A 13,620-nucleotide genomic window follows, 5' to 3' on the forward strand; every position below is an offset into this window, starting at 1 on the left:
CCGACGGCCGCATCGTCGACGAACTCCACAACCCCACCGCCGACACCGTCCTGGACCGCATGCGCCGCTTCGACGCCAAGGGCCGCACCAGCTGAGGCCGCACGAACACCGCTGCGCCGACGCCCCCTAACCCACCAGGACTGACTCTCCCCCATGTACCGCACCGCACTGCGCAACGTGCTGGCCCACAAGGCCCGCCTGCTGATGACGGTCCTCGCCGTCATGCTGGGCACCGCCTTCGTCGCCGGCACGCTCGTCTTCACCGACACCCTCGGCAACGCCCTCAGGTCGCAGAACGCCAAGAGCTACACCGACATCGCCGTCACCGTCTCCGACCGGGGCGCCGTCGGCCGCGGCTACGACCACGGCGGCAAGTCCGCCACGAACGCGCCGCTCACCGAGGAGACCCGCAAGGCCGTCGCGGCCCTGCCCGGCACCGCCGACGCCCGCGGCATCGTCAGCGGCTTCGCCGGCATCGCCGACAAGAAGGGCGCGCTGGTCGGCGACGGCTTCTCGACCACCGGCACCAACTTCGTGCCCGGCGCCGACGGCACCGACCCGCGCTACCCGCTGGTCGAGGGCCGCGGCCCGAAGAACGCCACCGAGATCGCCCTCGACGCCAAGACCGCCGAGAAGGGCGGCTACCAGGTCGGCGACACCGTCCGGGTGGCCGTCAACGGGCCGGTCATGGAGCTGAAGCTCACCGGCACCCTGCACACCAACGACCCGCGCGTCGTCTCCGGCGGCTCGCTCGCCGCCTTCGACACCGCCACCGCCCAGCAGCTCTACCTGAGCCCGGGCCACTTCGCCGAGCTCGACGTGAAGGCCAAGCCGGGCACGGACGACGACGCGCTGCTCGCCGCCGTCCGGCAGGCCCTGCCGCAGGGCGGCGAATTCGAGGCCAAGACCGGCCGCGCGCTCGCCGACGAGCAGGACAAGATGATCGAAGCCGGCACCAAGGGCATGAGCAAGGCGCTGCTGGTCTTCGCCGGCATCGCGCTGTTCGTCGGCATCTTCATCATCGCCAACACCTTCACCATGCTGATCGCCCAGCGCACCAAGGAGCTCGCGCTGCTCCGCGCGATCGGCGCCGGCCGCCGGCAGGTCACCCGCTCCGTCCTGATCGAGGCGTTCCTGGTCGGCCTGACCGCCTCGGTGGCCGGTCTGGCCGCCGGTGTCGGCATCGCGGCCGGGCTGCGCTCGCTGCTCAACGGCCCGATGGAGGCCAACCTGCCGGACGGCCCGCTGGTGGTCGCACCGGGCACGGTGGTCACTGCGATCCTCGTCGGCGTCCTGGTGACCGTGCTGTCGGCCCTGCTGCCCGCCATCCGCGCCGCGCGGATCGCCCCGATCGCGGCGATGAGCTCGGTCGAGCAGCCGGCCACCCAGAAGAGCCTGCTGCTCCGCAACGTGATCGGCCTGGTCCTCACGGGCATCGGCGCGGCCGCCCTGGCGCTCGGTGCCATCGGCAAGACGGTCGGCCTGGTCGGCCTCGGCGCGGCCGTGCTGATGATCGGCGTGTTCGTCCTCACCCCGCTGCTGGCCCGGCCGCTGATCACCCTGTTCGCCCCGCTGCTGCGCGCCGTGTACGGCACGCCGGGCCGGCTCGCCAGGGAGAACGCGGTCCGCAACCCGCGCCGCACCGCCGCCACCGCCTCGGCGCTGACCATCGGCGTCATGCTGATCACCGCGCTGACGGTGGTCGGCGCCTCGGTGAACAAGGCCGTGGACGACGCCACCGCGAGCGACTCCAAGGCCGACTACACGGTCGCCATGGCGAACTACTCGATGCTCTCCCCCGACGTCGTCCCGCAGATCGCCAAGGCGCCCGGCGTCACCGCGGTGAGCGGCACCCGGACCGTTCCGGTGGAGACCGGCACGGACGACAGCGAGTGGCTGACGGCGGTCGACGCGAACACCCTCGACCAGCTGGTCACGGTCAAGGTCAAGGACGGTTCGGCGGACGCCCTCAAGCAGGGCAAGCTGCTGGTGAGTTCGGGCCGCTCGGAGACCGCCGGCCACAAGGTCGGCGACGTCCTCAGCGTCACCTACCCGGACGGCGCCAAGGGCTCGCTCACCGTCGGCGGCGTCATGGAGGCCAACTCCGTGCTGGCCGGGGTCGTCGCCCCCGAGGCCGTCGTCGGCCCGCACGCCCAGCCGGGCACCGGCCCGGACAAGGTCCTGGTCAAGGGTGCCGATGGCGCGGACGCGAAGCTCAAGCAGGCGCTGCGCGACGCGACCGGCGGCAACCCGCTGATCGAGGTCAAGGGCGAGGCGGACGTGAAGAAGGAGAACCGTCGCATGATCACGGACCTCCTGAGCGTCCTCTACGGCCTGCTCGGCATGGCCGTCGTCATCGCGGTGCTCGGCGTGGTCAACACCATGGCGATGTCGGTCTTCGAGCGCCGCCGGGAGATCGGCATGCTGCGGGCGATCGGCCTCGACCGGCGCGGCGTCGGCCGGATGATCCGGCTGGAGTCGCTGCTGATCGCGCTGTTCGGCGGCGTGGTCGGCGTGGTCCTCGGGATCGTGGTCGCCTGGGCGGGCCTCAAGACGCTCGGCGACACGTTCAAGGGCATGTCGACCGTGGTGCCGCCGCTGCAGATCCTCGGCTTCCTGGTCGCGGCCGCCCTGATCGGCCTGCTGGCCGCCCTCTGGCCGGCCCGCCGGGCCGCCCGGACGGACATCCTGGGCGCGATCAAGAGCGAGTAGAAGCCCCCGGCCACGAGGGGCCCCGCACCATCGGTGCGGGGCCCCTCGTCGTTGCACGGCCCGGTGAACCCACACCCTGGTGCGAGGGTTGCGGCGACCCGGTGGTGAACCCGGCCGACGGGACGAGGAGTCGGACGACGTGCCGGACGTTGACGCCGTCCACGTCGGCGATCGGCGGCCCGGTCTCGTCCGGCGGGGTGAGCCGGAGGCCGGACGGTGATGCGGTCCACCCGTCGGCACGAACGTGGCGCCGGCAGCAGAACCGAACCGGCCCCGCACGGCGGCGGATTGCCGTGCGGGGCCGGTCGAGGAGAACGGGCGGGTCAGGCGGCGACGGGCTTGCGGGTCGCCTTCCCGCCGAACAGGCCGAAAAACACGGCCAGCGTCGGGAGGAGGTAGCCGAGCCAGACCACCAGCTGGAGGACCGTCGGGTCCGGCTGGAAGTTGAACACGCCCTTCAGCAGCGTGCCGTACCAGCTGTCCTTCGGGATCGTGCTGCTGATGTCGAAGGCCAGGCTGTGCAGGCCCGGCAGCCAGCCCGCCTCCTGGAGGTCGTGCACGCCGTACGCGAGCACGCCGGCCGCGACGACGACGAGCATCGCGCCGGTCCAGGTGAAGAACTTCGCCAGGTTGATCCGCAGCGCGCCGCGGTAGAACAGCCAGCCCAGCACGACGGCGGTCAGCAGGCCGAGCGCGGCGCCGGCCAGCGGGTTCCACCCGTCGTCGGTGGCCTGCACGGCCGACCAGATGAACAGCGCCGTCTCCAGGCCCTCGCGGCCGACCGCGAGGAAGGCCGTGACGACGAGCGCCGTGGTGCCCATCGCGATCGCCGCGTCCAGCTTGCCGTGCAGCTCGGTCTTCAGGTGCCGGGCGGTGCGCCGCATCCAGAAGACCATCCAGGTCACCAGGCCGACCGAGACGATCGACAGGCTGCCGCCGAGCGCCTCCTGGGCCTCGAAGGTGAGCTGCGAGGAGCCGAACTGGAGCACCGCGCCGAACGCCATGCTGAGCACGACCGCCGAGCCGACGCCGAGCCACACCGGCGGCAGCTTGTCCCGGCGGTCGGTCTTGACCAGGTAGGCGATCAGGATGCAGACGACCAGGCTGGCTTCGAGGCCTTCGCGCAGGCCGATCAGGTAGTTGCCGAACACGGCTGACTCCTCGGGGTGATAGGGGTATGCGGGATCAGCCGAACAGGGCCTGGCCCCACCACTCCCCCGGCTTGCGGACGCCCGCCGGGCAGGCGAAGTGCGCGGAACCGACGTGCTGGATGTACTCGTTGAGCTTGTCGCTCGCCGCGAGGCGCTGCTGGAGCGGCACGAACGCCTTGCGGCTGTCGCGCTGGTAGGCCAGGAAGAACAGGCCCGCGTCCAGGCGGCCGAGGCCGTCGGTGCCGTCGGTGAAGGAGAAGCCGCGGCGCAGGATCATCAGCCCGCTGTTGGCGTCGGGGTGGGCCAGGGCGACGTGCGAGTCGGCCGGCATCGCCTTGAGGTCCGGGTCGTCGTGCTCCCGGGCCTTGCCGTAGGGGGCGCCCTCGCCCTTCGTGCGGCCGAAGACGTCCTCCTGCTCCTTGAGCGAGGTGCGGTCCCACGTCTCGATGTGCATCCGGATCCGCCGGGCGACCAGGTAGGAGCCGCCGGTCATCCAGTCCGGGCCGTCGCCGGGGGCCGCCCACACGTGGTCGGCCAGCCGGGCGGTGTCGGTGCCCGCGATGTTGTGGGTGCCGTCCTTGAAGCCCAGGAGGTTGCGGGGGGTCTGCTGGTCCGGCGTGGTGGAGGAGGTCTTGCCGAAGCCGAGCTGCGACCAGCGGATGCTCACCGTCCCCATCCCGATCCGGGCGAGGTTGCGGATCGCGTGCACGGCGACCTGCGGGTCGTCGGCGCAGGCCTGGACGCAGAGGTCGCCGCCGCTGCGCAGCGGGTCGAGCTTGTCGCCCTTGAAGTTCGGCAGCTCGATCAGGGCCTCGGGGCGCCTGGTCTTGAGGCCGAAGCGGTCGACGCCGTCCTTCTCGAACAGGCTCGGGCCGAAGCCGATCGTCAGAGTGAGCCGGGAGGCGGGCAGGCCGAGGGCCTCGCCGGTGTCGTCCGGCGGCGCCTCGGGCAGGCCGCTGGCGGCGCCGGTGCCGACCTCGCGGCCGCCGGTCATGGCCGCGGCGGCCTTCGTCCACTCCTTGAGCAGCTTGACCAGCGAATCGCGGGTGGCCTTCTCGGAGACGTCGAACGCGGCGAAGTGCAGCCGGTCCTGGACGGGGGTGGCGATGCCGGCCTGGTGGTCGCCGTAGAAGGGCACCTCGGCGCCCGGGGCCGCGGCGGGCGCCGGTGCGGGGTCGTCCTGCCGGGTGGCGGCGGCGACCGAACCGACGGCGGCGGCGCCGAGCGCGACGCCCGCCCCGGCCCAGCCGATGACGGCGCGGCGGCTGACCGCGCTGCGGGGGTCGGCGTCGGCAGCGGCCGTGTCCGTGCGGTCCATCGGGTTCTCGGCGTCCATCGGCGGGCGGGCCCTTCTCTGTGCTGCTGGGTCCCACGGCTGCCGTCACGACCGGACGGGGCCGCCACGGCGGCCGTGGGGTGTGGTGAATACGGGCTGGGGGTCGGCGACTTGACGACCACCGGATGGTCGGCGGCTCGCCGACCACCGCGTGGCCGGTCGGTCGACGGCCACCGCGCGGCCGGTCACGCGCCGGCCACGGCGCGGTCGGCTACTTGACGACCACGGCGGCGGCCAGCTTCGACAGCGGCTCGCCCAGCGAGTTGACGGCGTCGGAGAAGGTCTTGCGCTCGGCCTCGGCAACCTTGTCGTAGGACGTGAACGTGCCGTCGGCCTGCTTGTACTTGGCGAGCAGGGCCTGGATCGAGGCGAACTCGGAGTCCAGGGTCTTCGCGAGGTCGGGGTTCTTCTCGGCGGCGACCGGCTTCAGCAGCTCGTACGCCTTCTGCGCGCCCTCGACGTTGGCGTTGAAGTCCGCCAGGTCGGTGTGGCTGTAGCGGTCCTCCTCGCCGGTGATCTTGTTGGTGGCGACCTCGTCCAGCAGCTCCTTGGCGCCGTTGGCCATGCTGGTCGCGGTGATCTCCGCCTCGGGGATCTTCTTCTGCCAGTCCAACAGGTCGCCCACGAGCTGGTCGGCGAGCTGCTTCTCGTCGTCGCCGATCTTCCCGTCGGCCCAGAGGGACTTCTCCAGGCGGTGCCAGCCGGTCCACGGCTTGCCGGCCTCGACCTTGTCCTCGCGGGTGTCGGTCTTCGGGTCGACGTCGCCGAAGCTCTCGGCGACCGGCTCGGTGCGCTCCCAGCCGGTGCGCGAGGGGGCGTAGAGGGACTTGGCCTTCTCCACGTCGCCCGCCTTGATCGCGGCGGCGAAGGCCTCGACCGCCGGGATGGTGGCGTCGGCCTGCTCCTGCGCGTACCTGCGGTAGGCGTCGACGGCGGCGGCCAGGCGCGGGTCCGCGGAGGCGGTGGCGGCGCCCTCGCCGGTCACCGTGATCTTCTGCCGGATGCCGTCGCCGACCATGCCGGGCTTGCAGGCGATCTCGTACGAGCCGGCCTTGATCTCGGCGTTGATGGTCGCCTTGGTGCCGGGGCCGATGTTCTCGCGCTCGGTGACGATCTTGTCGCCCTCGGCGTAGACGTAGACCTCGGTGGTCTTCGAGCCCTTGTTGCTGATGTCCAGGACGACGTGGCCGGCCGGGAAGGAGGTCTTCGAGACCTCGCACGCGGAGTCAGTGGCGTTGATCTTCACCGCGTCGGCGCCACCGGCCTTGTCGTCCTTCTTGTCCGCGCAGCCGGCCAGCGTCGCGGTCGCGACGGCGAGAGTGAGCAGCGCGGCTGCGGTCGTACGACGACGGGCGGGCATGACGGCTCCAACGGAAAAGGGCATGGGTGTGCCAGGGCGTGGCGAGGCGCCGACCGGGTCGGCGCCTCGTGATTAGCTAAGGCATACCTTACGTAAGATTTCCTTACCGGCGATACCCACCCCCCTGAGTCCGTCGCCTCCGGCCTCCTGAAGAGCGGCGCTTCGTCAGAGCAGCGCTCAGCTCCCCGGGGTGCGGCGGGCCGCGGCGCGGGCGGTCCAGCGGCCCTCGTGGCGGGTGATCCGGATCGGGTGGCCGAAGGTCGCGCTGATCAGTTCGGTCGTCATCACCTCGTCGACCGGCCCGGCCGCCACGCACTCGCCCTCCCGCAGCAGGAGGGCGTGGGTCGTCGTCTCCGGCAGCTCCTCCAGGTGGTGGGTGACCAGCACGCTGGCGAGGTCGGGGTGCTGGTGGCGCAGCAGGTCGAGGCTGTCGAGCAGGAGCTCGCGGGCGGTCAGGTCGAGCCCGGTGGCCGGCTCGTCGAGCAGGAGAAGGCGGGGGCTCGGCATCAGCGCGCGGGCGATCAGCGCCCGGCCGCGCTCGCCCTGGGAGAGCGTCGTCCACGGGGCCCCGGCCATGGCCGTCATGCCGAGGGTCTCGATCAGGAGCTCCGTCCGCTCGACCGCCCCGGGGGCGGGCTTGCGGTGCCACTCCGGCTCGATGGTGTTGGTGGCCCCGGTGAGCACCACCTCCCGCACGGTCAGCGGCGAGCGCAGCGGGTGGCGCGGATTGACGTGCCCGAGGTGGGCGCGCAGTTCGCGGACGTCGACCCGCCCGAGCCGGCGGCCGAGCACGTCCACCTCGCCCCGGGTCGGGTGGGAGACCGCCCCGAGGAGGGCGAGCAGCGTGGACTTCCCGGCGCCGTTGGGGCCGAGCAGCGCCCAGTGCTCGCCGGGCCGGATGGTCAGGGAGATCCCGCGCAGGAGGTGGCGGCCGTCGCGGACGACGTCCACGTCCCGGGTGCGCAGCAGGGGGGCGGGCGATGTCATGCGTGCACGGTACAACCATCCCGAACAGACCGTCATGAACCGTTCACATGCTGGATCTTCACCCCTGGTCAGACCCGGTCTGGATTGATCTGCACAGGACACAACTTGGCAAAGATATGACCATTCCCCTGGCCATTCATGACCGATCACCGTCAATCTCGGTCACAGCTGTTCGCGGGCCGTACTTCGCCCGAGCTTTACCGCGCGTTTCCCCAACCACGCGCGTCCCCTGCCACGCGCGTTTCCCTGTCACCACCCCACTGGAGTCAGAGTGAGCCCCACCTCCTCGTCGGCGTCCCGTCGTGCCCGCATAGCCGGTGCCACCGCCGTCATCGCCGCCCTCGTCGCCGTCACCGTCCCCGCCGGCACCGCCTCCGCCGCGCCCGCCGGACGGGACGCCGCGGTCGCCCAGGCCCGCGCCAACGTGGCCCGCAACGCCGGGGTGTTCGGGTTCGGCGACGGCCAGGACCTCGTGCTCAAGGACGTCGTCCTGGACGCCGACGGCTCGTCACACGTCCGCTTCGACCGCACCTACCAGGGCCTGCCCGTCGTCGGCGGCGACCTCGTCGTCCACCAGGACGCCCGCGGCCGCCTCAAGGACTCCACCCGCGCCGCCGCCCACGACCCCGCCGTGGCGTCCACCTCCCCGGCCGTGGCCCCGCAGGCCACCGCCGGCAAGGCGATCGCCTCCGCCCCGGGCGTCCACGACGCCGTCGGCACGCCCGAACTGGTCGTCTGGGCCGCCGACGGCACGCCCCGCCTCGCCTGGCGCACCACCGTCGCCGGCACCGGCGAGCACGGCCAGCCCGCCGGCCGGGTCGTCGTCACCGACGCCACCACCGGCGACGAGATCGAGGCCTACGACAAGGAGCACCAGGCCTCCGGCACCGGCCACTCCGAGTACACCGGCGACGTCACCGTCGACACCACCCCGGCCGCCGGCGGCGGCTACACCCTGGCGGACCCCGTGCGCGGCCACGTCACCAAGGACGCCGGCAACGCCTCCGCCGACGCCATCACCGCGGCCTCCGGCACGCCGTTCACCAGCAGCACGAACGTGTGGGGCGACGGCAAGAAGTTCTCCACCGACCGCTCCACCGCGGCCGTCGACGCCCACGCCAACACCGCCTGGACGTACGACTACTACAAGAAGACCTTCGGCCGGAACGGCATCAAGAACGACGGCAAGGGCGCCACCGTCTTCGTCCACGTCGGCACCAACTGGGACAACGCCCAGTGGTCCGACGACTGCTTCTGCATGATGACCGGCGACGGCAACGGCACCAGCGACCCCGAGCAGGTCGACCTCGACACCATGGGCCACGAGATGACCCACGGCGTCACCAGCGCCACCGCCAACCTCCGCTACAGCGGGGAATCCGGCGGCCTCAACGAGTCCACCAGCGACATCTTCGGCACCATGGTCGAGTGGTTCGCCAACAACAAGGTCGACACCCCCGACTACCTGTTCAGCGACCAGTCCACCCCGCCGTGGCTGCGCCGCTTCGACAAGCCCTCGCTGGACGGCAAGTCGGCGGACTGCTGGAGCGCCACCGTCGGCAAGCTCAACGTCCACTACTCCTCCGGCGTCGGCAACCACTGGTTCTACCTGGCCAGTGAGGGCAGCGGCAGCAAGACCATCAACGGCGTCGCGTACAACAGCCCCACCTGCAACGGCTCCAAGGTGACCGGCGTCGGCAACCAGAAGATCGCCAAGATCTGGTACCGCGCGCTGACCGTCTACATGACGTCCACCACCAACTACAAGGGCGCGCGCACCGCCTCGCTCAACGCCGCGAGCGACCTGTACGGGCTCAACAGCGCCGAGTACAAGGCCGTCGCGGCGGCGTGGAGCGCGGTCAAGGTCAACTGACGGCCGCCGCTCAGGCGGTGAACCCGACGTGGACGTGGTCGTGGTGGGTGTCGTCGGTGAAGAACTGGTTGCCGGCCCCCGGGATCGCGATCGGCCCGCCCACGTTGTACGAACCGGCGGCGGCCGCGGCCCGCATGAAGGACTCGATCAGCTGCCGCGGCGTCGCCGGGTCCACCACCGGGTGCCCGTCGATCCGCCAGACGTCGAAGGCCCGGCCCAGCGGATGGTCGCTGGGCCGGGTCGTGCCGAAGACGTCCAGCGGGTGGCCGGTGCGCACGACGCTCACCGACAGCGCGTAGGTGCCGGCCAGGCCCAGCATCGCGTTCATCACGCTGTCGTGGACGCTCCCGCTGCGCAGATCGGCGAGCGCCTCCGGCGGCAGCTCGATCCGCGGCTGCGCCAGCACCTTCGCCAGCGCCGCGGGCGGCGGCTCGGCGGGCGGGCCCGGCACGCCCGGGTGCAGGTCGGTGACGGTCCAGCGCGGCTCGGCACGGCTCAGGCGGACGTCCACCGTGACGCCGCCCTCGGCGGCCGAGCCGTCCGGCTGCCGGGTCCACTGGCGGCAGACGACGAGCACGCTCGCCGAGTCGGCCAGGATCCCGCCGTACTGGGCGTCGATCACCTCCAGGCTCGCCTCCGGCGCGGCGGGGGCGAGCGGCCCGGCCGCGTCCGCGAGGGCCGGTGGCAGCCCGAGCGCCGCCACCCGGGCCCGCGCCGCCTCCGCCCCCTGCCCGCCGGGCGGCCACGCCCCGAGCGCGGCGACCAGCTCGACGGCGCGGCGCTTGACGTCGGGCTGCACCTCGGACGGGCCGGGCTGCCAGAGCGGCGGGTTGGGGAGGGGGGTCTGGCTGGGGCTGGGGCTCGGGCTCGCCGTCGGAGTCGGGCTCGGGCTCGGGCTCGCCGCTGGGGCGGGGCTCGCGGTCGTCGAACTCGGCGCCGCCACCGGTTGCCTGCTCCCGCTCCCGCACCCGGCGGCGCCGAGCAGCAGCGCCGCCGCGCCCGCCCGCAGCACCCCGCGCCGGCCCGCCGTCTGCATGTCGTCCTGGCTGGTCACGCGCCCAGTATGCGGCGGACCGGGCCCGATCCCGTGGAGGGCTCAGCCGAGCCGGCGGATCGGGTCGCCCGCGAGGAAGGCCGCGATGTCCTCGATCGCCTCGCCGTAGTAGCGGCCGTAGTTGGGACGATCCTCGCCCCCGGGAGGAGGCGATTCCCTTCGGCTACCTTTGGGTGGCCGGTAGGGCTTCACGCGTCCGCCTCCGGCGTGGGGCCGGGACTCGCGCCGGTTTGGCGCTGCGCGTGCTGTTGGTGACCGAGCCGCCCGTCCGGCGGGCTCGGGCCTCGATCTCGACCGAGGCGTTGTGGTCGGCGTCGTCCTCCCAGCCGCAATGCACGCAGCGGAACAGTCGGCCGCAGCCGGGGCGACTGGTGGGATCGACCTTCCCACATGCGGGGTTGCCGCAGGTCTGGGAGGTGTGGAACGCCGGAACAGGAATCAGCCGGGAGCCGTACAGCCGGCACTTGTACTCCAGTTGCCGTCTGCGTTCGCCGGGCGCGTTGTCCAAAATCGACCGGTTCAGGCCGGACTTTCGGGCGACGTTCTTCCCGGGGGCGTCCAGAGTGCCCTTGGCGCTCTTGGTCATGTTCTTCACGCGCAGGTCCTCGATACCGACGAAGCCGTGGTTTTGGGCAAGGTCGGTGGTGAGCTTGTGCGTGAAGTCCAGTCGGCGATTGGCCTGCCGGGTCTTGAGCCTGGCGATCTGGGCCATGGTGCGGCGCAGCCGGTTGGAGTACCGGCCTCCATTGTGCCTCTTGGCGTGGGTGAGCTGGCGGGCCTTCTTTCGCTCCAGGCGTGTGAGACGGGCCTGTTCGGCCTTGTTGAGGGTGGGTGGCATGAGGCGGGGCTCGGTCTCGGTGGAGACGAACGCCGAAGCCGCGACCCCGAAGTCCACCCCACATCCTGGCCTGCCGTTCGACGCGTCAGGGATCCGGCCTGTGTGAACGCCGAAGGAGACGTGCCATCCAGTCCCGTCCCGCGACACGGTGGCATTGCGAATCGTGCCGCCCACGGCGCGGGAGAGCCGGAAGCGGACCCATCCGAGCTTCGGGAGCCTGACCTCGGCCCAATGTCGGCTGAGCTTGCGAACCTCGATGTACCGGCCCTTGAACGGAATGCCCATCCGATGCCCGCGCTTCTTCCGCGCGGGGAATCCAGCCGGATGGTCGGGGTTCCAGAAGTTCAGGTAGGCCGCGTCCAGGTTCGCCAGCACCCGCTGACCGCACTCGGACGGCAGATCTGCCATCCAGTCCAGCTCGGAACGGGCGATGGCGAGTTCACGGCACTGTGCGGATCCCATCAGGGTGATCCTGCGCTGCCGCCAAAGGTAGCGGCGCTGTTCCAGGGCCACGTTCCACAGGGCACGGCAGGTGTGCCCCCACCGGGTCAGGACCTCCTCCTGCCCCGCGGTGGGGTACAGCCGGTACCGACGCCCCGTGTCAGCCTTCACGGAGATCACCGTATGCAAAGCGCATTTACGACTGTCAATCAGAAGATCTGAACTGGTAGTAGAAATGCGTTCTGCTACACATTCACGTCGTTCTTGTAACCGATCACGCCTACCTGCTGGTCAACTTCGCCAGGCCGCATTCCAACCGGCCAGCTCCGCCGGGCGGTTGGTGATGATGCCGTCCACCCCGGCCTCCTCCAGCGCCTTCCAGCGGGCCGGCGAGTCGACCGTCCAGACGTTCACGGCGACGCCGGCGGCGTGCAGGTCCTTGACCACTCCGGGGCGCGCGGCGAGGGCGTCGTCCGACGGGTTGTAGGCGGTGAGCCCGAGGTCGCGCGCGGTGGCGACGGGATCGGGGTCGAGCTCGGAGCGCAGCAGGCCGAGGGGCAGCTCGGGCGCGAGCTCGCGGGCGTAGCGCAGGGCGTCCACCTGGAAGCTCTGCACGAAGACCCGGCCGGTCATGCCGTGGTCGCGGACCTCCTTGACGATCCGGGCGACCTCGTCGCGGGTGTGCGGCCCCTTGATCTCCAGGAGCAGGTTGCCGCCGCGGGTGCGCAGGTCCTCCAGCTGGGCGGCGAGCGTCGGCAGCCGGGTGCCCGCGTAGGCCGGGGCGAACCAGGAGCCGGCGTCGAGCGCGTCCAGTTGGGCGGCCGTCAGGTCGCGGACGCGGCCAGTGCCGTTCGTCGTGCGGTCCACGGTGTCGTCGTGCAGGACGTACGGGACGCCGTCCCTGCTCGGCTGGACGTCGTTCTCGATCCACTGGGCGCCGGCCCGGCGGGCGACCTCGTCCGAGACGAGCGTGTTCTCCGGCGCCGCGGACGACCCGCCGCGGTGCGCGAACACCGCCACCGGCGTCCCGGCCGGACGGATCCACGCGTTCGGCGCGAGCGCCGTCACCTTCACCGCCGCGAACGACACCCGCGCGCCGTTCACCAGCAGCGCCTGGCCGCCGTCCGCACTGCGGGCCAGCCGGGTGGTGCGCAGCGCCTCGCGGCCCTCGAAGATCCAGCGGGCGCTGGTGCCGTGCACCTCGACGGCGATCCGCACGTCCCGGCCGGTGGTGGCGGCGGACGGTGCGGCGGCGGTGTCGGTGACGTTCCACGTGTCGCCGGTGGTGCGCCGGGCGAACTCCAGCCCGTTGCCGGCCGTGCTGCCGGAGCGGACGGTGGCGATCGACCACGGCGTCGTACCGGCGGCGGGGACGTCCAGGCCGAGGGCCGTCCAGCGGGTGGCGTCCTGGACGGTCTCGAAGCGGGCGGTGGCCTCCAGCCGGAAGTCGTCCAGGTGGCGGCCGAAGGTGATCCGGCTCTGCCGCGCCCCGTCGGCGGAGCTGCCGACCAGACGGCCGTTCTCGACGCGCCAGTCGCCCTCGACGGGGTTCCACCCGGCGGGGAGGCCGGGGCCGGCGAAGCTCTCGTCGACGACGACGTCGCCGGGGCTGCTCGTGCTTCCCGTGCTGCTCGTCGGCACGGCCGGCGCAGCCGGGGCGGTCAGGGCGACGGTCCCGAGCCCGAGGGCCGCCGCGACCAGCGCGCCGACGAGGCCGGTCCGTCGGCGGCGGGCGGCGGCTTGCCGACGTGGTGTCATGTACAGCACGCTACGCGCGGCCGGCGAATGCGCCCCGAAGAAACGGGGAACCTGCCGTGACGATTGGGCTTTTCGTAGGTTTTTCGCAGGCATTCCACCCGCTCTCCACC

9 protein-coding genes and 1 pseudogene are annotated in these 13,620 nt (G+C 72.1%); 3 read left to right on the forward strand and 7 right to left on the reverse strand.

Annotation, left to right across the window (positions count from 1 at the left end; all coding sequences use genetic code 11):
- Together ACFVU9_RS16755 and ACFVU9_RS16760 are read left to right on the forward strand one after the other, a co-directional pair.
- Positions 1–95: pseudogene (locus tag ACFVU9_RS16755) on the forward strand (ABC transporter ATP-binding protein); the annotation flags it as partial.
- Positions 96–153: 58 nt separating this feature from the next.
- Positions 154–2,712, forward strand: coding sequence for an ABC transporter permease (locus ACFVU9_RS16760; protein ID WP_387593942.1), 2,559 nt, complete (start codon positions 154–156; stop codon positions 2,710–2,712).
- A gap of 323 nt (positions 2,713–3,035) precedes the next feature.
- Here ACFVU9_RS16760 and efeU read toward each other — a convergent pair whose 3' ends face one another.
- The 4 genes from efeU to ACFVU9_RS16780 form a co-directional block, all read right to left on the reverse strand.
- Positions 3,036–3,863: an iron uptake transporter permease EfeU gene (efeU, locus tag ACFVU9_RS16765; RefSeq protein WP_380447321.1), complete on the reverse strand. Its 828-nt coding sequence runs from the start codon at positions 3,861–3,863 to the stop codon at positions 3,036–3,038.
- Positions 3,864–3,897: 34 nt separating this feature from the next.
- Positions 3,898–5,181: an iron uptake transporter deferrochelatase/peroxidase subunit gene (efeB, locus tag ACFVU9_RS16770; RefSeq protein ID WP_387594038.1), complete on the reverse strand. Its 1,284-nt coding sequence runs from the start codon at positions 5,179–5,181 to the stop codon at positions 3,898–3,900.
- A 229-nt stretch (positions 5,182–5,410) separates the two neighbouring features.
- Positions 5,411–6,559 (reverse strand): iron uptake system protein EfeO, encoded by a 1,149-nt coding sequence (gene efeO / locus ACFVU9_RS16775; RefSeq protein WP_387593944.1) that lies wholly within the window; start codon positions 6,557–6,559, stop codon positions 5,411–5,413.
- A 177-nt stretch (positions 6,560–6,736) separates the two neighbouring features.
- Positions 6,737–7,546: an ABC transporter ATP-binding protein gene (locus ACFVU9_RS16780; protein WP_387593946.1), complete on the reverse strand. Its 810-nt coding sequence runs from the start codon at positions 7,544–7,546 to the stop codon at positions 6,737–6,739.
- A 271-nt stretch (positions 7,547–7,817) separates the two neighbouring features.
- Between ACFVU9_RS16780 and ACFVU9_RS16785 the strand changes: the two genes are divergently transcribed.
- Positions 7,818–9,419: a M4 family metallopeptidase gene (locus tag ACFVU9_RS16785; RefSeq protein ID WP_387593948.1), complete on the forward strand. Its 1,602-nt coding sequence runs from the start codon at positions 7,818–7,820 to the stop codon at positions 9,417–9,419.
- Between the two features lie 10 nt (positions 9,420–9,429).
- Here the strand turns inward: ACFVU9_RS16785 and ACFVU9_RS16790 are convergent, their stop codons facing one another.
- From ACFVU9_RS16790 to ACFVU9_RS16800, 3 genes are all read right to left on the reverse strand, one after another.
- A complete protein-coding gene (locus ACFVU9_RS16790; RefSeq protein WP_387593950.1) occupies positions 9,430–10,473 on the reverse strand; it encodes a hypothetical protein in 1,044 nt (347 codons plus the stop codon).
- 163 nt (positions 10,474–10,636) lie between these two features.
- Positions 10,637–11,923 (reverse strand): RNA-guided endonuclease InsQ/TnpB family protein, encoded by a 1,287-nt coding sequence (locus ACFVU9_RS16795; protein WP_387593952.1) that lies wholly within the window; start codon positions 11,921–11,923, stop codon positions 10,637–10,639.
- A 120-nt stretch (positions 11,924–12,043) separates the two neighbouring features.
- A complete protein-coding gene (locus ACFVU9_RS16800; protein ID WP_387593953.1) occupies positions 12,044–13,510 on the reverse strand; it encodes a glycerophosphodiester phosphodiesterase in 1,467 nt (488 codons plus the stop codon).
- Between the last annotated feature and the right edge of the window lie 110 nt (positions 13,511–13,620).

The organism is Kitasatospora sp. NPDC057936, from assembly GCF_042887525.1.
Classification (GTDB): Bacteria; Actinomycetota; Actinomycetes; order Streptomycetales; family Streptomycetaceae; genus Kitasatospora.